Source organism: Halorientalis marina, from assembly GCF_023028345.1.
Taxonomy (GTDB): domain Archaea; phylum Halobacteriota; class Halobacteria; order Halobacteriales; family Haloarculaceae; genus Halorientalis; species Halorientalis marina.
The window spans coordinates 1362216-1385367 of sequence record NZ_CP095487.1 but is presented as its reverse complement, the minus strand read 5'-3'; the positions used below and the strand labels follow the sequence as shown (position 1 = coordinate 1385367).

Here is a 23152-nt window from a genome sequence, read left to right as displayed (position 1 = left end):
CGGCCCGGTCCAAAACCTGACTATGAGCGATACCGACGCCCGCGTGGACCCACGAGACGACGCGCGGGCGAGCTACGACTACGCCGGCGGTGACACGGCACGACCCGGTCTCGTCGACGATCTCGACGGCCTGGTCGACGGCGAGGTCCGCTTCGACGAGTACTCCCGGCAGCTGTACGCGACCGACGCCAGCATCTACTCGGTAACGCCCATCGGCGTCGTCTTCCCGACTTCGACGGCGGACGTGGCGGCAGTCGTCGAGTACTGCGCCGAGCGGGAGATCCCGGTCCTCCCGCGAGGCGGCGGCACGAGCCTCGCGGGGCAGACGGTCAACGAGGCGGTCGTCCTCGACACCACGCGACACATGGACGGCCTGGTCGAGTTCGACGCCGACGAGCGCCGGGCACGCGCGCAACCGGGCATCACGCTCGGCGAACTGAACGCCACGCTCGCCGACGCGGGCCTGAAGTTCGCGCCGGACCCCGCGTGGGGAGACAAATCCGTCCTCGGCGGTGCCATCGGCAACAACTCCACCGGCGCCCACTCGCTGAAGTACGGGAAGACCGACGCCTACGTCGAGGAGTGCGAGGTCGTCCTCGCGGACGGGACGGTCACGACGGTCGGCGAGATGCCCCGCGACGAACTCGACGAGCGTGCCGACCCCGAGGGCGACCTCGAAGCCCGCATCTACGCCGAAATCGGGCGACTGATCGACGACTACGGCGATACGGTCGAGACGGCCTACCCCGACCTCAAGCGGAACGTCTCGGGGTACAACCTCGACTGGCTGGTCGAGCGGGCCCGCGAGGAGGGCGTCGTCGACGTGCCGGGGCTGCTCGCGGGTAGCGAGGGGACGCTCGCGGTCGTCACCGAGGCCGAGATCTCGCTCGAACCGGTCCCCGAGACGAAGTCGATGGCGCTGCTCCGGTACGACGACTACCTCGACGCGATGGACGACGTGGTGCCGATCCTCGACCACGACCCCGCCGCGGTCGAGGTGCTCGACGACGTGCTCCTCGACCTCGCCCGCGAGACCGAGGAGTTCGGCGACCTCGTGGGCGAGATGGTGCCCGAGGGGACCGAGGCGGTCCTGCTCGTGGAGTTCTACGCCGACGACGACGCGGCGGGCCGCGAGCAGGTTGCGACCCTCCTCGCCGACCGCGTGCCAGGGGCCGACACCGCCGCAGACCCGACCGCGGACGGCGTCGACACGGGCGAGCCGATTCAGGCGGCCTCCGCGGACGAGGCCCACGACGACGCCGAGCGAAAGCGGTTCTGGAAGCTCCGCAAATCGGGCCTCCCCATCCTGCTCGGGCGGACGACCGACGAGAAACACATCGCCTTCCTCGAGGACACGGCAATTCCGCCCGAGAACCTCCGGGATTTCGTGGCTGACTTCCGCGAAATCCTCGCCGACCACGACACGTACGCCAGTTTCTACGCACACGCCGGCCCCGGCGTCCTCCACATCCGCCCGCTGATCGACACCAAGACCGAGACCGGCGTCGAGGAGATGGCGTCCATCGCCGACGAGGTGACCGACCTCGTCGTCGAGTACGACGGGAGCGTCTCCGGCGAACACGGCGACGGGCGGGCCCGAACCCAGTGGAACCGGAAACTCTACGGCGGGGAGATCTGGACCGCGTTCCAGGAACTCAAAAGCGCGTTCGACCCCGACTGGATTCTCAACCCCGGGCAGGTGGTCTTCCGCGACGACGACCCGACGGACCTGACCGAGAACCTCCGGTTCGATCCGGACTACGAGTTCGACGCCGGGTTCGAGCCGACGCTCGACTGGGACGTCGACAACGGGATGCAGGGGATGGCGGAGCTCTGTCACGGCTGTGGCGGCTGTCGCGGCCACCAGGAGACCACCGGCGGCGTGATGTGTCCGACCTACCGCGCGGCCGGCGAGGAGTCGCTGTCGACGCGCGGCCGGGCGAACATGCTCCGGCAGGCGATGGCCGGCGACCTCCCGGCGGACGAGCAGTTCTCCGACGAGTTCGTCACCGAGGTCATGGACCTCTGTATCGGCTGCAAGGGCTGTGCCAAAGACTGCCCGAGCGAGGTCGACATGGCGAAGCTCAAGGCGGAACTCACCCACGAGTACCACCAGCGCGAGGGCGCGAGCCTCCGTGACAGACTGTTCGCGAACATCGACAGCCTCGCCGCCGTGGGCAGCGCGCTCGCACCCCTCTCGAACCTCGCGAGCAAGGTGCCCGGTGCGCGGACGGTCATGGAGAAGACAATCGGAATCGCCGGCGAGCGAACGCTCCCCACGTTCCAGCGGGAGACGCTACGGGACTGGGCCGACGGCCGGACGCCGTTCGTCCCCGAGAGCGAGGCCGAGCGGAAGGTCCTGCTCCTGCCGGACACGTACACGAACTACACGAACCCCGAGGCTGGCAAGGCGGCGATCCACGTCCTCGAAGCCGCGGACGTCCACGTCCGCGTCGCGGACATCACCGACAGCGGACGTCCGGCGTTCTCGAAGGGCTTTCTCGACGACGCGCGGGCGACGGCCGCCGAGAACGTCGAGACGCTCGCACCGCGGGTCCGGGAGGGCTGGGACGTGGTCCTCGTCGAACCCTCCGACGCCGTCATGCTCCAGTCGGACTACCTCGACCTCCTCGGCGACGGCGAGCACGCGGCCGCGGCCGAGACCGTCGCCGCCAACGCCTACGGCGTCCTCGAATACCTCGACCGCCACCGACTGGACGAGGACATCGCCTTCGGCGACCCGGGCGAGCACCTGACCTACCACGGCCACTGTCACCAGAAGGCGACGAAGAAGGACCACCACGCGGTCGGCGTGCTTCGGCGCGCCGGCTACGGCGTCGACCCGCTCGATTCCGGGTGCTGTGGGATGGCCGGCTCCTTCGGCTACGAGGCCGAACATTACTCGATGAGCCGCGCCATCGGCGACATCCTCTTCGACCAGGTGGGCAACAGCGACGGCGAGCAGGTCGTCGCGCCCGGCGCCTCCTGCCGGACACAGCTCGGCGACCGACCGGACGCGGACGAGGAACCACCACACCCCATCGAGCGGGTCGCCGACGCACTCGCGGAGTGACTGGGCGCCACTGCCCATCCACCGACCGGCCCCTGTCCCCCGAGTTTTAAATCGGAGAGCGGGACCACGCCGTCACGTGACCGCTGTCGTCAGAGCCCTCGTGTTCGCACTCCTCGCGAGCGTCGCGGTTTCGGGACTCGTCGGCGCCGCCGGGCCGGGATTCGCCGGGCCCGGGGCCCCGGACCGGGCGGACAACGGGACGGACGCCGGGCCCCCGGTCGACATCACGGCCGTCTACCCGAATCCGGTCGCCGATGGCGACAGCGGCGAGTTCGTGGTCCTCCGGGCCCGAGAACGGACAGCACTCGGGACCTACACGGTCGCCGACGACGACGGCCGCGCCGCCTTGCCGAACGTCACCGTCGAGGGGCACGTCGCGCTCTCGCCCACACCGAACCGAACGCGGAACCGGACCGACGCGCGGGTGGTCCGAGCGGAGTTACCCCGGTTCGCAAACACCGGGGAACGGGTCACGCTCCGTCGGAACGGCCACGTAGTGGCAACACTGACCTACGCAGATGCGCCGGAGGGCGAACTCGCGCGGCCGGCAGACGGAGGGAGCGGGTGGCACCCCCTCGGTGCGACGGACCGGCCGGTCGTGACCGCCGACGGTGGAACGGTCCGCCCCTTCGTCCTCCCGGACGCGCCCGCGGTTCCGCTGGCGACAGTCAGGGACGCGGACGACCGACTCCTGCTCGCCGGCTACACGCTCACCTCGGAGCGAATCGTCACGACGCTGGCGAACGCGAGTCGGCGCGGGGTCGCGGTCAGTGTGCTGGTCGACGCCGCCCCGGTCGGCGGACTGACGCGACGGGAGGCGGCCGCGCTGGATCGGCTCGTTGCCGCGAACGTCTCCGTCCGCGTGCTCGGTGGCGACCGGGCCAGGTACGACTTCCACCACGCGAAGTACGCCATCGTCGACGACCGCGCGCTCGTGACGACCGAGAACTGGAAACCCGCAGGGACGGGCGGCCACAGCAGCCGCGGCTGGGGCGTCGTCGTGGGCCAGCAGGAGGTCGTCGCCGGACTCGTGGAAACCTTCCGAGCGGACGCGGGCTGGCGCGGTGCGACCGACTGGCGGTCGTTCAGGCGTGGCCGGTCGTTCGAACCGGCGGCGGCAGCACCGGCGAACGGAACCTTCCCGAGCCGATTCGAACCCCGGCGCGTCCGGGCCGAGCGCGTCGAACTCCTGGTCGCACCCGACAACGCCGAACGGCGACTCGTCGCGCTGCTTGACGAGGCCGACGACTCGATTCGAATCGAGCAGGTGTCGGTCGGGAGCCGGCACCAGCCGTTCCTCCGGGCGGCACTTCGGGCAGCGCGCCGCGGCGTCGACGTGCGCATCCTCCTCAGCAGCGCGTGGTACGTCGAGGAGGAGAACCGCCGGCTCGTGCGGTGGCTGAACGACCGCGCGGCCCGAGAGGACCTCCCGCTGGAGGCCGAACTCGCCGAACCCAACAACCGATTCGAGAAGGTGCACGCGAAAGGCGTCGTAATCGACGGCGAGCAGGTGGTTATCGGGAGCCTCAACTGGAACAACAACTCCGCGCGGGACAACCGCGAGGTCGCACTGGTCCTGCATGGCGAAGCGGTCGCGGGCTACTACGCCGCGGTCTTCGACGCGGACTGGGAGGGCGGAATCCGGCGGCTCCCGGCGGGACTGGCCGCGGCCGTCCTCCTGGCGGCGCTAGTGACCGTGGCAGTCGCTCGTCGAATCGAGTTCGGCGGGCGGAAGGGTGTGGGGCCGGAGCGGCGGTAGCTACTCGTCGGCGGTCGATGTCGCGGAGAGGGCAGCGTCGAGTTCCGCGTCGGCCATCTTCTCGACGAGGGCGTCGAGGACGTCCTCGCGGCGGCCCTTGACGAACTTGATGGAGCCGACGACGAGGTGGCCGCCGCCGGAGACGCCGCCACCGTCGATCTCCTCGGTGAGTTCCTCCACCATCAGGGGAATGTCGAGGCGGACGCCGTCGGACCGGAGGACGGAGAAGTCGGGGCCGTAGCCGATGGTGATGACGGGGTCGCCGGTCTCCTCGACCTTCCGGTCGTGGATCGCCCCGGTCGTCTTCCCGGGCGCGGGGTAAGTGAATCGGTGGGCGTAGTTCTCCACGTCGATGCGGTAGAGGTGGGCGTCGTTGTCGAGCCGTTCGTGTTCGACGTGGGGCATGGCGGCGTCGAGTTGTCGCTCCACGTCGCGCTCGGCGCGGGTGGCGAGGAAGTCGACGAGGTCCTCGTGGCGCTCGCGGTCGTCGCAGTTCACGTTCAGGGCGTCGTCGACGAGTTCGCGCCCGTCGTTGTACTTCAGCCAGTGGGTGGCGTAATCGAGTGCCTCGCCCACGTCTTCGAGGTCGGACTGATCGTAGCCTTTCTCGGCGGCGAGGTCGAGGAAGTCGGCCATTGCGTCGGCCTGCGAGCGGTCAGCGAGGCCGGCGACGGCGGGGACGTGGGTGAGGTCGTCGGTCAGCGACGGGTCGATCATCCGCGCGAGTTCGACGCACATCATCCCCGTCGTGATGCGGTAGTCCTCGTCGTGGAGATAGGGGTTGACGTGCTCGTCGACGAGCGGCCCCACGGCGTCCGGGTCGGGATGATGGTGGTCCACGACGACGATGGGAACGTCGTAGTGGGCGAGGTTGCGGTACGCCGGCGTGTCCTCCTCGGTGGAGCCGTTGTCGAGCATCAACAGGAGCGGGAGCCGCTGCCCGTGGCGCTCGCGGTTTTCGAGGGCGAAATTGAGGTCGCGTGTCACGTCCTCCATCTCGTAGAAGGGTGCCTTGCTCGGGAGGCGCTTGAGGAGGTGTCGCGGTGCCTCGGGGTCCTCGTGGTGGGCTTCGACGAACCGTTCGAGCGCGAGCTGGACGGGCACGGAGGCACAGATACCGTCGCCGTCCGCGTGATGTCGCATCCGGATCGGCCGGCCGTTCAGGGCCGCCTTCCGGAGTCGCTTGGCGACCGCCCGCAGGTCCGGGCGGAGCTTCTCGAAGGCCTCCCACTCGACGAGCGGGTCGACCTCGTTGGGTTCGGCGCGCTCGTCGAGGGCGGCGTCGAGGTCCGCGCGGGTCTCCTCGGCGTCGTCGTCCTCCAACCGGTCGAGGTCGTCGACCTCGATCTGGATGGCGTCGTCGCGGGTCTCGACGCGGCCGATCACGCGGACCACGTCGTCGATTTCCACGTCGGGGTAGGCCCGGACGCCGGGTTCGACGAACGCCGCACAGGGAACGACGCCGGTGTCGTCCCGGAGGTGAAAGATGGTCGGGCCGCCGGTCTGTTTGATCTGGACGACGACGCCGTCGAGTGCGATCGTCTCGCCGACGGCCTCGTCGAGTTCGGCGACGGACACGTCCGGGCCGGCTTCGACGTGTTCGGTGTCGTAGTCGTCGACCCCGGCCTCGGCGAAACTCACGTCGCCGTCGTCGCGGACTTCGACGAGTTCGACGACCAGTTCGTCGCCGACCGCGTAGTCGCCCTGGAGGTTCGATTCGTGGACGAGCCCGGAGACGGTCTCGGTGAGATCGACGAACACGCCGTAGGGAACGACGCCGTTGACTTCGGCGTGGTAGTACTCGCCTGCCTCGATATCGTCGAGCGAACAGCGGTCCGCGAGTCGGTAGACGACCGGTGTCCCGTCGGCGGATACGTCCGCCCCGTCGTCGGGAGTCTGCGATGGACTCATGTAGGTCGTTTTCGGCGCTCCGCCGTTTGAAGCTTTGGAAACACCACAGCGGGAGCAGTGGCGAAAGCGGCGAGAGCGGAGACGGTGGCTCCGGGAACGGCGAGGGCAGGAGCGATGCGGCGCCCGGCACGGCATCCGGAAGTCTTAGAAGGCAACCACACCGAGTTGTTGGTATGCGGCTGTTCCGGTCGAGTGAGATTCTCGGCATCGCCGAAGAGGCGCTCACCTTCGCGCGCGAGGCCTCGGAGGACTCCCACCCCGACGAGTACATGGGACTGCTCCGCGGCGAAGACGCGCGGAAACTCGACCTCGACCGCAAGGGTACCGTCATCACCGACGTGCTCGTCATTCCCGGCACCCAGTCCAACCCCGTCAGCGCCACGGTCAAAACGAGCATGATCCCGAACGATATGCGCGCTGCCGGCTCGATCCACTCCCATCCCAACGGCGTCCTCCGGCCGAGCGACGCCGACCTCGCCACGTTCGGGAAGGGGAAAGTCCACATCATCCTCGGCGCGCCCTACGGCCCGGACGACTGGCGCGCCTTCGACCAGGAAGGGAAACCGCGGGACCTCGACGTCCTCGACGTGGACCTCCCCGAGGACGACTTCTTCGATTTCACGCAGGCCGACATCGACCGCGAACTACGCGACAAGGAGTTCTGAGATGGCACCGGAGGCTACCGCATGACACGCGTCGTCGCACAGGGCACGTTCGACATCCTCCACCCCGGCCACGCCCACTACCTCTCCGAGGCCGCGGCCATGGGCGAGGAACTACACGTCATCGTCGCGCGACGGGAGAACGTCACCCACAAGGACCCGCCAGTCCTCCCCAACCGCCAGCGCCGGGACATGGTCGCGGCCCTCGACCCCGTCGACGACGCCCGCGTCGGCCACCCCGAGGACTTCTTCGTCCCCATCCGCGACATCGACCCCGACGTGATCGCGCTGGGATTCGACCAGCACCACGACGAGGAGGCCCTCGCCGACGCGCTCGCCGACGCCGGTATCGACTGCGAGGTGCGCCGCGCCTCCGGCCGCGAGAAGCGGTTCGACGGCGAACTCCTCTCGACCGGCCGGATCGTCGACCGGATCTGCGCGGAGCGTTGCGACTCCGACTGAGTCAGCCGTCCGTGCGCTCCCGGACGATGGAATCGTCGTCGACGTAGTAGGTGAACGTCTGCGTGAACCAGTCGGCGTGCATCTCGACCGGCGTGCCGCCCTCGTCGACGACCGTCTGCGTGTTCGAGTAGCCCGTACAGGAGACGACGACCTCGTAGCCGTCACCGGCGGGACTGCTGCTGTGGACCTCACACTCCAGGTTCACGTCGGAGGCGTCGCCGTACCACAGGCTGTTGTATGCGTAGCGGTACTCGTGTGTCTTCACGAACTCGCGGGCCGCGGACTCGGACCACTCGTCGGGACGGTCGGGGCGCTCTTTCGGGCCGTCGGGCCACTCGACCTCGCCGCTCTGCCGTGGCACGTCGGTGTCGGTCGGCGGCACTGTCGCCGAGTCGGTCCCCGCCGGCGTTTCGTCGGCCGTGCCGTCGGTCGCCTGCTGGCCGGGCCCGCTAACACACCCCGCCGTCGCGAGGGCGACGACGAGGACCGCGGTGAAGAATGTCCGTCGTTCGATCATACACGAAGGACTCGGCGGCACGTATAAACGCTTTCACGAGGGTCAAAGAGGTGTTTGAGGGTTCGGTTCCGGCGCCCCGTCGGTTCAGAGGTAGCCTTCCGAGGCCAGTCGCTCGACGCCCTCCTGCAGGCGCTCTTTGCTCGCGGCGTCGGAGAGGCGGGCGTAGCCGGGCGTGTCGACACGGGGAGCCGTAACCGGAGCGACCGCGATGACGCGCAGCGGTCGTTCGGTCATACGAACGACCGGGCGGCACCGGGGAACGCTCTCAGAAGACTCGAGGAGGCGTTCGATGTGCCAGCGTGAGCGGACGGTTCGAGGACGAGTATTGTCCGAACGATTTTATATGCCAGTAGTCGACTATGTGCATGCATCGTTCCTTTGGTGAGTCCGCTCCCGAGAAACGGTGGTACCGTACACGGGTGCCGGGCCGACTGGGGCCGACTCGCTGGAAACACTCGCTCGATCACGGACAGGGGGAACCGTGAAATCGAGTGGCCGGAAACTGCGGGCAGTGACGCTGTCAGTGCTGCTCGTCGTGTCGGTTCTCGGTGGCCTCACGGCGTTCTCCGGGGCGGCAGCGGCAGCGAATACGGCACAACTCGACTTCTCGAGCATCTACAACGCCGACGTCGTCCGCGGGACGGCAGACAGTACGGACGGTGACTTCGACAACGGCGGCTACACACTCGTGTCGTCGTCGACGGCCCAGAACAAGGGCAACCCCGCCGAGGACGGGGTTCCGGACGACGGCGTCTTCCCGGCGGTGACGGACGTCCACCCCGAGTTCGATCTCGCGGACTTCAACTCCGACGACAACAACGCCTGGCAAACCCTCGGCACCGGAAGCGTCACCGCGAGCGTCAGCAACGACCAGTACGAGACGGTTCACGTCGTCGCATCAGCGGGCGGTGCAGACCCCAGCACTCCAGCACGATTCAAGCTAATACTCCACTATGCCGATGGTTCGACGGTCACCTCCTCGGAGTTCACCGTCCCGGACTGGTTCGGGTCACCGCCGAGCGATCCCGGCTACGCTGTCCGGGACGACATGGACCGATACGGGTCCAGCTACGAGAACGCGAACGACCCCGCGATCTGGGGATACGCCGTGTCGGCGGATTCGAGCAAAACGCTCGAAGAGGTCACCATCGACGTGACCGAGAACCAGGCGGGATCGTTCAACTTCTTCGGCGGTGCTGCGACCACGCAGACGAGCACCGTCGTGAACGGAGCGCCGACGGCGAACGACGACACCGCGAGTACGGACGAGGACACGACCGTCACCGTCGACGTGGTCAGTAACGACGACGACCCCGACGGTGATCCGCTCGACGTGAGTGCGATCACGAACGGCCCGAGCCACGGGACGGCACTGATCACCGGCGCGAGCAACGACGAGATCGAGTTCGACCCCGGCACCGACCGGACCAGCGACGTGTCGATCACCTACGAGGTGAGCGACGGCAACGGCGGCACGGATACCGCGACGCTGAGCATCACGGTCAACCCGGTCAACGACGCCCCGACGGCGAGCGACGGCACCGGGAGTACGGACGAAGACACCCCACTCTCGGTCAGTGACGGTGCGAGTACCGACCTGTTGAAACTCGCCAGCGATCCGGACGGGGACACTCTCTCGCTCAATGCCATCGACGGGACGAGTTTCAGTTCGGGAACGCCGGTCACGCTCGAGAGCGGAGCGACGGTCACCGCGAACAGTGACGGGAGCTGGACGTACGACCCGAACGGACAGTTCGAAGCACTCGACGACGGCGACTCGGGCACTGACAGTTTCACCTACACCGTCGACGACGGGAACGGCGGCACCGATCAGGCGACGATCACGCTCACCGTCACCGGCGTCACCGCTCCTAGCGGGAGCTACGACCCGCCCGACGAGACGCCACCGACCGCCGACGCTGGCCCTGATCGAGCCATCACGGTCGGCGAGTCCGTTACCATCAACGCCGGTAACTCCTCCGACGACGAGGAACTGGGGACGATCCAGTGGGACATCGACGACGACGGCGGATACGAAAAGCGAGGACTGACAGCGACCCTGACGTTCGATAGCCCCGGCGAGCACCGCGTGTCCCTGCGCGTCTGGGACGAGAGCGGAAACAGCGACACGGACACCATGCGTGTGGCGGTCGCGGCGCCGACGACTGTGAGTGCCGAACCACCAGGGCCCACGACGAGAGTTCCGACCACGTCGACGGGACCCGCCACGACCCCAGGGCCGGGCGCGGGTACACCGCTCGAGTCCACGACGACACGGCCCGAGACGACCACTGTGCTAACCGGGACGACGGACCCGTCAGGTCGGACGACCGACGCGACGACAGTGGAACCCGACCGTACCGGTGACACGACGAACGGTCCCGGGACCGGAGACGGTGCACGGACGACTGCGTCCGGTCCCGGCTTCGGGATGATCGGGGCACTCGTGGGCGTGTTCGCGCTCGTGGCTGGGCTGGCGCACCGCCGTGACGGGAACTGAGGCGGGCGTCGGCCGCTCCCCAGCAGAAGTCGCTAGAGGTAGCCTTCCGAGGCCAGTCGCTCGACGCCCTCCTGCAGGCGCTCCTTGCTCGCGGCGTAGGAGAGGCGGGCGTAGCCGGGCGTGCCGAAGGCGCTGCCGGGGACGGTCGCGACGTGGGCGTCCTCGATAGCGCCCTCACACCAGGCCTGGTCGTCGTCGTCGACCGGGAGCATCATGTAGAACGCGCCGTCGCCGACGGGGACGTCGACGCCGTGGTCGGCGAAGAGGTCCGCGAGCATGTCGCGGCGCTCCTCGAAGGCGTCGCGCATCTCGACGACGGCCTCGTCGGTGTTCTCCAGGGCCTCGACGCCCGCGTGCTGGACGAAGTTGACGGCACAGGAGACGGAGTGGCTGTGGAGCTTCCCGGCCTGCTCGATGAGCGACTCGGGGCCGGCGAAGTAGCCGAGCCGCCAGCCAGTCATCGCGTAGGCCTTCGAGAAGCCGTTGAGCGTGAGCGTCCGCTCGCCCATGCCGTCGAGGGTCCCGAGGCTCGTCGGGGAGACGCCGTAGGTGACTTCCTTGTAAATCTCGTCGGAGATGACGGTGATGTCGTGTTCGACCGCGAGGTCGCGGACGCCTTCGAGGGCGGCGTCGGAGTAGACGGCGCCGGTCGGGTTCGACGGGGAGTTGACGACGAGCAACTCGGTGTCGTCGGAGACGGCCGCCGCGAGGTCGTCCAGGACGGGTTCGAGCTGGAAGTCGGCGGCCGAGGTGTCGACGCGGGTCAGCGTGCCGCCGGCCATCTTCACCATCGCCTCGTAGGAGACCCACGCGGGGTCGAGCAGGCAGACCTCGTCCCCGTCGTCGATGAGGGACATGAAGATCTCGAAGAGGGCCTGCTTCCCGCCGGGCGTGACGATGACGTTCTCCGGGCCGTGGTCCAGCCCGTCGTCGGCGAGTTTGTCCGCGATGGCCTCCCGGAGTTCCGGGATACCGTTCGAGGGGGTGTAGCCGGTGTGGCCGGCGTCCATCGCTTCCTTGCCGGCGGTTTTGATGTTCTCGGGGGTGTCGAAGTCGGGTTCGCCGACCGAGAGGTCGACGACGTCGACGCCGTCGGCTTCGAGTTCGGCGGCGAGGTTGCTGATAGCCAGTGTAGCGCTCGGTTCGACTCGCTGTACGCGGGCTGCGAAGTCCATGCTCATTGTAGTTCCTCCACGAGGTCGACGGCTCCTTCGAGGGCACTGGCGCCGTAGCCGGTCCGAGCGTGGGCTTCGTCCATGCTCATGCCGGGGCCGGTGACGCCGAGCGTGACTGGCGTGTCGCGGTCGAGGCTCACGTCGGTCAGCCCCTGTGCCATGGCCTCGCCGATGATGCGGTCGTGGTCCGTGTCGCCGGACTTGATCGCGCCGACGACGGTCACCGCGTCGACGTCATCGCGGCGGGCCAGGCGGTCGGCCGCCAGCGGCGCGTCGTAGGCACCGGGCACGTGGATGGTCTCGACGACCGCCACGCCCAGTTCCTCGGCGGCCTCCAGGGCCCGTTCCTCCATCGGTTCGGTGACGTCGCGGTTGAACTCCGCGACTACCAGTCCGAGCCGTACCATGTCCCGGAGATGGCGGCCACGACCTAAAGAAATACCGTTCGGAGACCGACTCGGGAACAACCGTGACGGATCGGTGACAGGGTGCCGTGGCGGCCCCAGGCCGGTGCGGAGCGGCCCGAAGCGCCAGCAGGAACCAGAAGGATTCTAAATCCCGGGGGCCTGTGAGCGGACGATGGCAACCCTCGAGGACGAGGATTCCCCCGCCGATTCGGAGACCGGCCGTGCCTCCGAGACAGCCCTCCCCACCGAGTACGGCATCGACCGGATCGTCCTCGCAGTCGGCGGCATCGTCGCGTTCGCGCTGTTTTTGCGCCTGTTCGCGCTCGGCGCCCGCGTCGCCCACTGGGACGAGGCACGTGTCGGTTGGTGGATTCTCGACTACATGCAGTCCGGAAACTACGAGTACCGCGCGATCATCCACGGCCCCTTCCACCACCACGTCAACAGGTTCGTCTTCTCCCTCTTCGGGGCGACCGACGCGGCGATGCGGCTCGTGACGGCGCTGCTCGGCGGTCTGCTCCCGTTCGTCGCGCTCGGTCTCCGTCACCGCCTCCGCGACGCCGAGATCGTCGCGCTCGCGCTCTTTCTCGCCGTGAACCCCCTCCTGCTCTACTACTCGCGGTTCATGCGCGGGGACCCCATCGTCGGCGTCTTCATGCTCACCGCGTTCGTCCTGTTCGTCCGCGCCGTCGACTTCGGCCAGGCGCGGTACCTCTTCGCCGGCGTCACCTGTACCGCCCTCGCCTTCACCGCGAAGGAGAACGCCCTCCTCTATCTGGTCACCTGGATCGGGGCGACGGCCATCGTCGTCGACCACCGGCTCCTGCGGGCCGAGGACCGCGACCAGGACTGGAAGGCGCTGGCGAAAGGCTACCTCAAGCCGGACCTCGGCTGGACGAAACGGTGGGCGCCGTTCCTGCTCCTCGCGGTCGTCTGGTTCGTCCTCATCATCGTGTTCTTCTACGCGCCGCGGTCGGGGACGCCGAACGAACTCGGTCTGTACAACGCCTTCGGCGCGCTCGGGGGCGGCGACCCGTCGATGCTGTTTTCCGTCGTCAACGAGGCGACCATCGGCTCCTGGAAGGAGTTCTACGGGCTGTGGGTCGACGGCGGCCACCAGGACCACGCCTACCTCCCCTACCTGGGTGACTTCGCGGAGACGCTCGGCTACGGGGCGCTCGCGCTCTGTCTCCTCTCAGTGGTCGGCTTCCTCGCGGACCGATACGCCGCCGGCGGCCCTCGTGACATCGTCGCGTTCTCCTTTTACTGGGGACTGGCCTCGGTGCTCGGCTACCCCATCGTCACCGACATCAAGGCGCCGTGGGCGGCCATTCACGCCGTCTTGCCGCTGGCGATTCCCGCTGCCGTCGGCTTCGCCATGCTCTTCCGGTGGGGACGGGAGGCCATGGCCCGCGACGACAGCATCGACGTCGGCATCGCGCTCTTGCTCATCGTCGTTCTCGTCGGGCAGATGGCCGGCGCGGGCCTCTGGACCGTGTACCTCGCTCCACAGGACCGGGAGAACAAAGTCGTCCAGTACGCCCAGCCCGGCGGTGACATCAAGCCGGTCGTCCGGGAGATGCAGGCCGCCTCGGCGTCGAACCAGGGGACCGACGTGCTGGTCTACGGGGAGTTCTACGTCGACGGCGACGAGAACGCGACCCGGTCGCCCGCGTGCGTGAAGTGGTTCAACGCCCTGCCCTTGCCGTGGTACTTCTCCGCGCACGACTCGGCAGTGGAGTGTGCCCAGAACCCGACGGAACTGCGCCAGCAGGCCGGGTCACAGCCCCCAGTGATCGTCACCCGGGACAAGGCCGGCGAGGACGAACAGCGCAACCCCGCGGACGTGGTCCGCGAGCAGTTCCCCGAGTACGAGGAGCGTTCCTACGAACTCCGGACCTACGGGACCGAGACGGCGTTTTTCGTCCACCCCGACTACGTCCGGAACGAGAGCGATTCCTGACCGGGCGGTACCCACAGCGAACCCGGGCCGGGGAAAAGCGACGGCGGAGCCCGACCGGGCGAGACCGCCCGGCAGGCACGGGACCGCGGCCGGGGCGGTAGACCCCACGGCTGTCACCGTGTGATAACGCTTAAGCGGGACGCTCGGGAAGCGGCGGACGAATGCCGCTATCCGTACCAGGCCCGACGCTGGGCGTCGTCGGCGGCGGCCAACTCGGCCGGATGCTCGGCGAGGCCGCGGCGCCGCTCGGCGTCGAACTCGTCGTCTCGGACCCGACACCGGACGCGCCGGCCGCGCCGGTCGCCCGAGACCAGATCGTCGGCGACTTCGACGATCCCGAGACCGTCCGCACCCTCGCCGAGCGGGCCGACTACCTCACATACGAGATCGAACTCACCGACCCCGACGTGCTGGAGTCGGTGAGCGAGGAGACCGGCGTCCCGGTCCATCCCGCACCCGAGACGCTCCGGATCATCCAGGACAAACTCGTCCAGAAAGAACGGCTCCGGGATGCGGGGGTGCCAGTCCCCGAGTTCCGCGCCGTCGGCTCCGCCGCGGAGCTGCGAACGGCGCTGGAGGAACTCGGCTACCCGGCGATGCTCAAGGCCCGAGAGGGCGGGTACGACGGCCGCGGGAACGTCCTCGTGGAGTCGCCCGACGAGGTGGACGCAGCCTTCGAGAAGATCGCCGGCCCCGCGATGGTCGAGGAGTTCGTCGACTTCGAGCGCGAACTCGCCGTGATGGGCTGTATCGGCGTCGACGGCACCGACGCGTTCCCGGTCACCGAGACGATCCACGAGGAGGAGATCCTTCGGACGATGGTCTCCCCCGCACGCACCGACGACGCGACGTTGTCGGCCGCACGGGCGGTCGCCGACGACGTGCTCTCCGTGATGGCGGGGCGCGGCGTGTTCGGCATCGAGCTGTTCGACACCGGCGACGACATCCTCCTGAACGAGATCGCACCGCGCCCGCACAACTCCGGCCACTGGACCATCGAGGGCTGTCACACCTCCCAGTTCGAGCAACACGTCCGGGCGGTCACGGGCCGGCCCCTCGGGTCGACCGAGCGCCGGGGGCCGACGGCGACGGCGAATCTGCTGGGCGACGTGAGCGAACGCCAGCCGGCCACGCTCCGCGGCGAGGAGGCTGTCTTCGGGACCGACCGGGCACACCTCCACTGGTACGGCAAATCCGAAGTGTACCGCCTGCGGAAGATGGGGCACGTCACCGTCAGCGGCGACGGTGGCACTGGTCCCGACGACGTTCTCCGGACTGCACGAGACCTGCGTGACGGCTGTACGTTCCACCCCGAGGAGGACCCATGACCGACGAGCTACAGACACTGATCGACGACTTCCACGAGGAGGCGGAGCGCGACCGACCGACCGAGGAGACCCCCGAGATCGGTATCGTGATGGGGTCGGACTCGGACCTCGACGTGATGGCCGGCTCCGAGACGGGCCGACCGGGGGCGTACGACGTCCTGACCGAGGAACTGGGCTTCGCGGAGCAGACGAGCTACGACGACCCCCCGGAGGCCCGCTTCACCTTCGAGACGTTCGTCGTCTCGGCCCACCGGACCCCGGAACTGATGTACGCGTACGCGGAGACCGCGGAGGATCGGGGACTGGACGCCATCATCGCCGGCGCGGGCGGGAAGTCGGCGGACCTGCCGAACATGACCGCCTCCATCGCCTACCCGCTCCCGGTGATCGGCGTCCCGGTCCAGGAGAAGTCGGTCGACTCGGTGATCGGGATGCCACAGGGCGCGCCGCTGACCGCGGTCGACGCCGGAAAATCGTTCAACGCCGCGCTCTCGGCGGTGCAGTTGCTCTCCCGGCAGCATTCCGAACTACGCGAGCGGCTCGTCGACTATCACGAGGGGCTACAGGGCGGCGTCGCCGAGGTGTCCCGGGACCTCCACGAACTCGGGACGCCGGCGTTCAGAGAACGGCGGGACTGACGGCCCGAGACCGGCCGGGTCTAGTTCTTTATCCCCTACTATTATATCAGTATTGAACATACGGCACGCCATGCGATGGCTCCCAAGCAGACAGGTGGCACTGACAGTGCTGTTGGTGTTGCTTGTCGCAGTCGCAGGCTGTAGCGGTGGTAACGGACCGGCGACGACCGAGGACGGGTCGGACGACGAGACTGACGACGTAACGGACACGGAAGCCGACGAGTCCACGATGACCGACGGTGGCTCGACGACGACGGCCCCGGAGGGAGGAACGACACCGGGTGAGGAGATGACGCCCGGCGAGGGGACGACACCCGGCGAGATGGCGTCGGGGTACGAGTGGACCGAGGGCGAGTCCTACACGTACGTCGCCAGTTCCCAGCAGGGCGATTCGACCTACACGTGGACCGTGACCGACGTCAGCGACGGGGAGGTAACCGTCGAACTCGCCGTCGAGAGCCCGCAGTCCGACGGTCAGCAGACGTCGACCCTCACCGGGCCGCAGGGAGACATCTTCGGCGGGGAAACCCAGAACCTGCAGGCGCTGACCTTCGTGTTCCTCCAGCTCCCGTCGCAGTTGACCGAAGGACGGTCGCTCGAAGTCGGGAACTCCTGGACGATCTCGAGTGACGAACTCGAGACCGGCACCAGCGGCGGACAGACGGCCACGCCACAGGAGATCACGGTCGAGGTGACCGGGACGTCCCAGATCGCCGGGACCCAGTGTTACAACATCGAGGCCTCGTCGCCACAGCAGGATGGGGCGATCCAGTCCTGCGTGAAGGCCGACTGGCCGTTCGCGCTGACGTTCTCCGCGACCGGCGGACAGATGAGCGGTGGAAGCATCGAGCTGACGGACTACGAACGTCCGTGAACGGCGTGGCGGGCCGAGGCCGGCCATTCGTTCGAAACTGACCGCCTGATGGCATCGGAACCGACCGTTCGTTTCGAAATCGCGACACCAGCTGTGGCGACACGTCAACGGACGTAGAGGCTGTGCGGGGCGATAATGAATCCTTATATGCAACCGTTCCTAACCCGCAAAACGATAGGTGCACACGGATGAGCAATCCATGGATAGCCATCGGGGCGCTGGCGCTGGTCGGAGTTCTCATCCCACTGGGGATGATGGCGATATCGAAGTTGCTCCGGCCCAGCGTGCCCGAGCAGGGAAAACGCTCCACGTACGAGAGCGGCGAGATTCCCACCGGTGACACGCGTATCCGGTTCAACATCCAGTACTACATGGTCGCGCTCCTGTTCGTCGTCTTCGACATCGAGACCGTCCTGATCTTCCCCTGGACGGTCATCTACCGGAGCGCACTGGACAACGGGGTCGGGCTAGCGAAGATTCTGGTACCGATGCTCGTGTTCATCGGGGTTCTCGTCGTCGGCCTCGGCTGGGCGTGGCGTAACGGCGCGGTCAAGTGGGTCCGCTCACCGCGGGCCAGCGAACAGGAGGTCGAACGTACATGAGTAGCGACAACACGGCCGGCGCGGGACAGTCAACACAGGAAGCCCGGATCGGGGAGGGCGTCGACAACCGCTTCAACTCCCCACTTCGGGAGGCCTTCGGGTCGACCCCGTTCATCCTGACCAAGTTCGACAAGTTCATGAACTGGGTCCGGGGCTCCTCCATGTTCATGCTGCAGTTCGGGATCGCCTGCTGCAGCATCGAAATGATTCACACGTACGCGATCAAGCACGACCTGGACCGCTTCGGGGCCGGCGTGCCCCGCGCGTCGCCGCGACAGGCCGACGTGATCATCGTCCCAGGGACCATCGTCTCGAAGTTCGCCCCGCGGATGAAGCGGGTCTACGACCAGATGCCCGAGCCGAAGTTCGTCATCGGCATGGGGTCGTGTACCATCTCCGGCGGCCCGTTCCAGGAGGGCTACAACGTCATCAAGGGCGCCGAGGAGGTCATCCCGGTGGACATCCACGTCCCCGGCTGTCCGCCCCGGCCCGAAGCCCTCATCTACGGCGTCGCAAAGCTCCAGGAGCGCATCGCCAACGGCGAGACCGCCCCGGTGACGGTCAAGCCCTACGAGATGGAGCAGTTCGGCGACCTCGAACAGGACGAGATCGTCGAGAAACTGGCCGACCAGATCGACGAGGACGACCTCGTCATGCGGTACAACTGGGTTGATTCGCCATGAGCCTTGAAGAACCCGAACCCGACGCTGACCTGCCGGCCGTCGGCGAGACCGCGGACGGCCTCGACTACGACGCGCTGGCCGACCTCGTCGGCGACGACCTCCTCGGTCGCGAGGAACACGTCAACGCCGAGGGGTTCGTCATCCGGCCCGACGCGGTGCAGGACGTGCTCTCGCGGCTCAAGAACGAAGCCGGCTTCGACCACTGTTCCTGCGTCACGGCCCAGGAGTACGGGGACCGCTACGAGTCCATCTACCACCTCAAGAAGTACGAGGACCCGACACAGGAACTCAGCGTCGTCGTCCCGACGAGCAAGGACGACCCCGTGAGTCAGAGCGCGAACGACGTGTTCCGGACCGCCGACTGGCACGAGCGGGAGGCCTACGACCTCGTCGGTATCGAGTACGAGGACCACCCGGACCTCCGTCGCATCCTCCTGCCCGAGACCTGGCAGGGACACCCCCTGTCGCTGGACTACGACCAGACCCAGCCACAGATCGTCTCCCTCCGCGAGCACGCCAATCCGCTGGCGGAAGACCAGCGTGCCGCCCAGGACGCGGACACGATGTTCATCAACATCGGTCCCCACCACCCCGCGACCCACGGCGTCCTCCACGTCGAGACGGTGCTCGACGGCGAGCAGGTGGCCGACATCGACCCGGACATCGGCTACCTCCACCGCTGTGAGGAGCAACTCTGCCAGCAGGGGACCTACCGCCACCAGATCATGCCCTACCCCGACCGGTGGGACTACATCTCGGCCGGCCTGCTCAACGAGTGGGCCTACGCCCGTGCGGCGGAGGACCTGGCGGACATCGAGGTGCCCGAGTACGCCCAGATCATCCGGACGATGGGCGCGGAGCTGTGCCGGATCGCCTCGCACATGCTCGCGCTCGCCACGTTCGCGCTGGACGTCTACGGCGACTTCACGGCGATCTTCCAGTACGCGATTCGCGACCGTGAGATCACCCAGGACATCCTGGAGGACCTGACCGGCCAGCGGCTGATGTTCAACTACTTCCGGCTGGGCGGGGTCGTCTGGGACCTCCCCGAGCCACGCGAGGAGTTCTTCGAGAAGACCCGGGACTTCCTCGACGAACTGCCGGCGAAACTCGAGGAGTACCACGACCTCATCACCTCGAACGAGATCTTCCAGATGCGGTGTGTCGACACCGGGATTCTCCCCCCGGAGACCGTCAAGGACTACGGCGCGACGGGGCCGGTCGCGCGCGGGTCCGGCATCGACTACGACCTCCGCAGGGACGATCCCTACGGCTACTACGACGAACTCGACTGGGACGTGGTGACCGAAGACGGCTGTGACAACTACAGTCGCGTGCTCTGCCGGATGCGAGAGGTCGAGGAGTCGGCGAAGATCATCGAGCAGTGTGTCGACCTGCTCGAGGACTGGCCGGAGGAGGAGCGGACCATCCAGGCCAACGTCCCGCGGACCCTGAAGCCCGAGCCCGACACCGAGATCTACCGTGCCGTCGAAGGCGCCAAAGGGGAACTCGGCATCTACATCCGCTCGGACGGCACCGACAAGCCCGCCCGGTTCAAGATTCGCAGCCCGTGCTTCTCGAACCTGCAGACGCTACCGGTCATGTCCGAGGGCGAGTACATCCCCGACATGATCGCCTCGCTCGGTAGTCTCGACATCGTGCTCGGGGAGGTGGACCGCTGATGGTCCTCCTGCAGAGCGCACCGCTTCCCGAGACCCTGGCGCGGCTCGTCGGGCTCAACCCGAACGACCCGCTGTCGTTGTTCGCGATGTCCATCGTCGGCGCGGCACTAGTCGGGACCTTCATGCTGACCAACACCGCGCTGGTCATCTGGGCGAAACGGAAGATCACGGCAGCGTTCACCGACCGGATCGCGATCAACCGCGTCGGCCCGTTCGGCCTCCTGATCATCGTCGCCGACGCCGTGCGCCTGCTCTCGAAGGAACTCATCATACCCGAAAAGGCGGACCGGCCGGCCTACGACCTCGCACCCCTCGTGCTCGCCAGTTCCGCGCTGCTCGGCTTCGCGGTCATCCCGATGGGCAACGGCATTCAGGTGGCCGACCCCGAAACGGGGCTGGCCTACGTGTTCGCCGTCGCCTCCATCGCGTCCCTCGGACTCGTGATGGCCGGCTACGCGTCGAACAACAAGTACTCCCTGCTCGGGAGTCTGCGCGCGGTCGCGCAGAACCTCGCCTACGAGATTCCGCTCGTGCTGACGGGCGTGTCGGTCGTCATCTTCGCCGGGACGCTCCAGCTGGGGAACGTCAACGCCCCCAACACGATCGTCGGGGTGCAACAGCAGACGCTATTCACCGTCGGCGGGATCTCGATCCCCTCGTGGTTCGCGTTCGTGAACCCCTTCGCGTTCGTGCTGTTCATGGTCGCGAACCTCGCGGAGGTCGGCCGGAACCCCTTCGACATCCCGGAAGCCCCGACCGAGATCGTCGCCGGCTACCAGACCGAGTACTCGTCGGTGTACTTCGTCCTGCTGTACCTGGGCGAGTTCATCCACGTGTTCCTCGGCGGCGCGATCATCGCGACGATCTTCCTCGGCGGCCCGGCCGGGCCGGTCCTGCCGGGGATCGTCTGGTTCGTCATCAAGATCTGGGCCGTGTTCCTGTTCACGCAGTGGGCGCGGTCGGCGCTACCGCGGGTTCGCATCGACCAGCTGATCCAGATCGGCTGGAAGGGGATGCTCGTGCTCTCCTTCGCGAACCTGCTGTTGACGGCGATCATCGTCGGGGTGGTCGTCTAATGGTCCCGCTCGCGACAGTCAGAGGTGATACGCTATGATCGGACTCCTCAAGTCGATGGCAACGACGATGAAACACGCGCTCGGCGGCGAGACGTTCACCGTCGAGTACCCGGACACCGCACCCGACGTCAGCCCGCGGTTCCGCGGCGTCCACAAGTTCAGTCAGGAGCGGTGCATCTGGTGTCGGCAGTGTGAGAACGTCTGCCCGAACGACACCATCCAGATCGTCACCGACGAACAGCGCAACGGCGAGCAGTACAACCTCCACATCGGGCAGTGTATCTACTGCCGCCTGTGCGAGGAGGTCTGCCCCGTCGACGCCATTTTGCTGACCCAGAACTTCGAGTTCACCGCGGACACGAAAGACGAGTTCGCCTACAGCATGGAGGAACTCAAAAACGTCCCGTGGTACAAGGACATCGACCCGCTCGAATCCCGCGAACCCGACCGCGGCGCGTGGATCGGCGAGGGCGACGGCGAAGTGGACTATCAGTAGTCGAGCATCCGCGCCCGTAGGGCGCGGTTCACGGAACCGAACGCAGTGAGGTCCCGCTTTTTCGCCCACGTTTTTGCCGCGAGTGGTGGCCGCAGGCCACCCGAGCGGAAAAAGGTGGGAGGGCGACGGCGAAGTGGACTATCAGTAGCTCGTTTTCGCGCACCGCGTTCCATCGCGCGCCGGCCGCGCGTCGCTGCCCCGTTTCTGCCGGCCTTCGCGGCTTTGTGCCTGGTTTGGTGCCACCTTCGGCCCGAACGGCCGTCGTCACCGGCCTAAATTCATTTTAGTTGTCACGATGGTGGCAAATCGTGCGCGTGTACGCGGAACCAGAAAGAAATCTTCAAAGGGCCACCGCGTAGAGTTTCGAGGTAACGATGGCATTGCCTGAAACAATCGCATTTGGGCTGTTCGCGCTCATCACTGTGCTGAGCAGTCTGGGTGTCGTCCTGTTGCGCGACATCTGGCGCTCGGCACTGATGCTCGGGGTCGCGCTGTTGAGCGTGGCAGTCCACTTCGTAATGTTGCGGGCCGAGTTCGTGGCCGCAATGCAAATCCTGGTGTACGTGGGCGGCGTGCTCGTCCTCATCACCTTCGCGGTGATGCTCACGCGGGACACGGACACGGACGAGGAGGAGGTGCCCGCATGACACGGCCGCGGCTCGTGAAGGCGAGCAATCAGCTCGTCACCGGGCTCGTCGCCGTGGCACTGTTCGCCGTGTTCGCCGGCGTGTTCCTCACGGCACAGCTGGGTTCACCGACGGGGTTCCCCGAGGACGGGTCGATTACGGCCTCCATCGGCTACCTCATGTTCAACCTCGCCGATCTGTCCACCCACAGCGGCGAGGAGTTCCTGGTGGCCTTCGAGATCATCGACGCGGTGCTCGTGGCCGCGCTCGTCGGTGCCGTCATGCTCGCGCGCCGCGAGGAAGATGGCAGCGTGACGAACGTGCTGGCCGACGGCGGCCGTGAACTCGGCAGGGCCGTCCGCGGTCGCAGGGACGATGGCGACGACGATTCCGACGAGGGAGGTGCCGACCCATGACGGTCCCCGTTCAGTACTACCTGGTGCTGTCGGCGGCCGTGTTCTGCATCGGTCTGTTCGGGATCCTGACCCGGCAGAACGCACTGATATTCCTGATGTCGGTCGAGTTGATGCTCAACGCGGCGAACATCAACCTCGTGGCGTTTTCCTTCCAGTGGGGCAACCTCACCGGACAGGTGTTCTCACTGTTCACGATGGCGCTGGCGGCCGCCGAGGTGGCGGTCGGGATCGGCATCATCCTCGTGCTGTATCGTAACTTCAAGGACGTGGACGTAACCGACGCGACGACCATGAGGTGGTAA

General features: G+C 67.3%; 22 protein-coding genes. 17 read left to right on the top strand and 5 right to left on the bottom strand.

Features of this window, described 5'->3' with window-relative positions; translation table 11 throughout:
- The first annotated feature begins 22 nt into the window (after window positions 1-22).
- Together MUG96_RS07045 and MUG96_RS07040 are read left to right on the top strand one after the other, a co-directional pair.
- The gene (locus tag MUG96_RS07045; RefSeq protein ID WP_246987803.1) at window positions 23-3073 is read left to right on the top strand and encodes an FAD-binding and (Fe-S)-binding domain-containing protein; all 3051 of its coding nucleotides are present in this window, start codon (window positions 23-25) and stop codon (window positions 3071-3073) included.
- 76 nt (window positions 3074-3149) lie between these two features.
- The gene (locus MUG96_RS07040) at window positions 3150-4832 is read left to right on the top strand and encodes a phospholipase D-like domain-containing protein (protein WP_246987800.1); all 1683 of its coding nucleotides are present in this window, start codon (window positions 3150-3152) and stop codon (window positions 4830-4832) included.
- Here the strand turns inward: MUG96_RS07040 and han are convergent, their stop codons facing one another.
- Complete coding sequence (han, locus tag MUG96_RS07035; RefSeq protein ID WP_246987798.1) at window positions 4833-6743, bottom strand: Hef-associated nuclease; 1911 nt, start codon at window positions 6741-6743, stop codon at window positions 4833-4835. It lies immediately after the preceding gene.
- 173 nt (window positions 6744-6916) lie between these two features.
- Between han and MUG96_RS07030 the strand changes: the two genes are divergently transcribed.
- Window positions 6917-7408: a Mov34/MPN/PAD-1 family protein gene (locus MUG96_RS07030; protein ID WP_246987796.1), complete on the top strand. Its 492-nt coding sequence runs from the start codon at window positions 6917-6919 to the stop codon at window positions 7406-7408.
- A 21-nt stretch (window positions 7409-7429) separates the two neighbouring features.
- The gene (locus MUG96_RS07025; protein ID WP_246987794.1) at window positions 7430-7867 is read left to right on the top strand and encodes an FAD synthase family protein; all 438 of its coding nucleotides are present in this window, start codon (window positions 7430-7432) and stop codon (window positions 7865-7867) included.
- 1 nt (window position 7868) lies between these two features.
- On the opposite strand, the gene MUG96_RS07020 is transcribed toward MUG96_RS07025, so the two are convergent.
- Window positions 7869-8384, bottom strand: a complete 516-nt coding sequence (locus MUG96_RS07020; protein WP_246987792.1) for a hypothetical protein — start codon at window positions 8382-8384, stop codon at window positions 7869-7871.
- Between the two features lie 84 nt (window positions 8385-8468).
- Window positions 8469-8618, bottom strand: a complete 150-nt coding sequence (locus MUG96_RS07015; RefSeq protein WP_246987790.1) for a hypothetical protein — start codon at window positions 8616-8618, stop codon at window positions 8469-8471.
- A gap of 277 nt (window positions 8619-8895) precedes the next feature.
- Here MUG96_RS07015 and MUG96_RS07010 point away from each other — a divergent pair, with 277 nt between their 5' ends.
- Window positions 8896-10884, top strand: coding sequence for a cadherin-like domain-containing protein (locus MUG96_RS07010; RefSeq protein ID WP_246987788.1), 1989 nt, complete (start codon window positions 8896-8898; stop codon window positions 10882-10884).
- A 32-nt stretch (window positions 10885-10916) separates the two neighbouring features.
- On the opposite strand, the gene MUG96_RS07005 is transcribed toward MUG96_RS07010, so the two are convergent.
- Both MUG96_RS07005 and ribH read right to left on the bottom strand, forming a co-directional pair.
- The gene (locus tag MUG96_RS07005; RefSeq protein WP_246987786.1) at window positions 10917-12065 is read right to left on the bottom strand and encodes a pyridoxal phosphate-dependent aminotransferase; all 1149 of its coding nucleotides are present in this window, start codon (window positions 12063-12065) and stop codon (window positions 10917-10919) included.
- Window positions 12062-12466 (bottom strand): 6,7-dimethyl-8-ribityllumazine synthase, encoded by a 405-nt coding sequence (ribH, locus tag MUG96_RS07000; RefSeq protein WP_246987784.1) that lies wholly within the window; start codon window positions 12464-12466, stop codon window positions 12062-12064. The genes MUG96_RS07005 and ribH overlap by 4 nt, the downstream gene beginning before the upstream one ends.
- A gap of 172 nt (window positions 12467-12638) precedes the next feature.
- Here ribH and MUG96_RS06995 point away from each other — a divergent pair, with 172 nt between their 5' ends.
- From MUG96_RS06995 to nuoK, 12 genes are all read left to right on the top strand, one after another.
- Entirely contained in the window at window positions 12639-14429 is a 1791-nt protein-coding gene (locus MUG96_RS06995) for a flippase activity-associated protein Agl23 (protein ID WP_246987782.1), read from the top strand.
- Window positions 14430-14590: 161 nt separating this feature from the next.
- Window positions 14591-15757, top strand: a complete 1167-nt coding sequence (locus MUG96_RS06990; RefSeq protein ID WP_246987780.1) for a 5-(carboxyamino)imidazole ribonucleotide synthase — start codon at window positions 14591-14593, stop codon at window positions 15755-15757.
- Window positions 15754-16395: an AIR carboxylase family protein gene (locus tag MUG96_RS06985; RefSeq protein ID WP_246987778.1), complete on the top strand. Its 642-nt coding sequence runs from the start codon at window positions 15754-15756 to the stop codon at window positions 16393-16395. Before MUG96_RS06990 ends, MUG96_RS06985 begins: the two co-directional genes overlap by 4 nt.
- A 70-nt stretch (window positions 16396-16465) precedes the next feature.
- On the top strand, window positions 16466-17269 hold the full coding sequence (locus tag MUG96_RS06980; RefSeq protein ID WP_246987776.1) for a hypothetical protein: 804 nt from the start codon (window positions 16466-16468) through the stop codon (window positions 17267-17269).
- A 188-nt stretch (window positions 17270-17457) separates the two neighbouring features.
- Window positions 17458-17871 carry an NADH-quinone oxidoreductase subunit A gene (locus MUG96_RS06975; protein ID WP_246987774.1) on the top strand — a complete coding sequence of 138 codons (414 nt, stop codon included), beginning with the start codon at window positions 17458-17460 and terminating at the stop codon, window positions 17869-17871.
- On the top strand, window positions 17868-18554 hold the full coding sequence (locus MUG96_RS06970) for an NADH-quinone oxidoreductase subunit B (protein WP_246987772.1): 687 nt from the start codon (window positions 17868-17870) through the stop codon (window positions 18552-18554). Before MUG96_RS06975 ends, MUG96_RS06970 begins: the two co-directional genes overlap by 4 nt.
- A complete protein-coding gene (locus MUG96_RS06965; RefSeq protein WP_246987770.1) occupies window positions 18551-20236 on the top strand; it encodes an NADH-quinone oxidoreductase subunit D in 1686 nt (561 codons plus the stop codon). Before MUG96_RS06970 ends, MUG96_RS06965 begins: the two co-directional genes overlap by 4 nt.
- Before the next feature lie 8 nt (window positions 20237-20244).
- Window positions 20245-21312, top strand: coding sequence for a complex I subunit 1/NuoH family protein (locus MUG96_RS06960; RefSeq protein ID WP_373222110.1), 1068 nt, complete (start codon window positions 20245-20247; stop codon window positions 21310-21312).
- A gap of 34 nt (window positions 21313-21346) precedes the next feature.
- Entirely contained in the window at window positions 21347-21808 is a 462-nt protein-coding gene (locus tag MUG96_RS06955) for a NuoI/complex I 23 kDa subunit family protein (RefSeq protein ID WP_246987766.1), read from the top strand.
- 374 nt (window positions 21809-22182) lie between these two features.
- The gene (locus MUG96_RS06950) at window positions 22183-22455 is read left to right on the top strand and encodes an NADH-quinone oxidoreductase subunit J (RefSeq protein ID WP_246987764.1); all 273 of its coding nucleotides are present in this window, start codon (window positions 22183-22185) and stop codon (window positions 22453-22455) included.
- Window positions 22452-22850 carry an NADH-quinone oxidoreductase subunit J family protein gene (locus MUG96_RS06945; protein ID WP_246987762.1) on the top strand — a complete coding sequence of 133 codons (399 nt, stop codon included), beginning with the start codon at window positions 22452-22454 and terminating at the stop codon, window positions 22848-22850. Before MUG96_RS06950 ends, MUG96_RS06945 begins: the two co-directional genes overlap by 4 nt.
- Window positions 22847-23152 (top strand): NADH-quinone oxidoreductase subunit NuoK, encoded by a 306-nt coding sequence (nuoK, locus tag MUG96_RS06940; RefSeq protein WP_246987760.1) that lies wholly within the window; start codon window positions 22847-22849, stop codon window positions 23150-23152. The genes MUG96_RS06945 and nuoK overlap by 4 nt, the downstream gene beginning before the upstream one ends.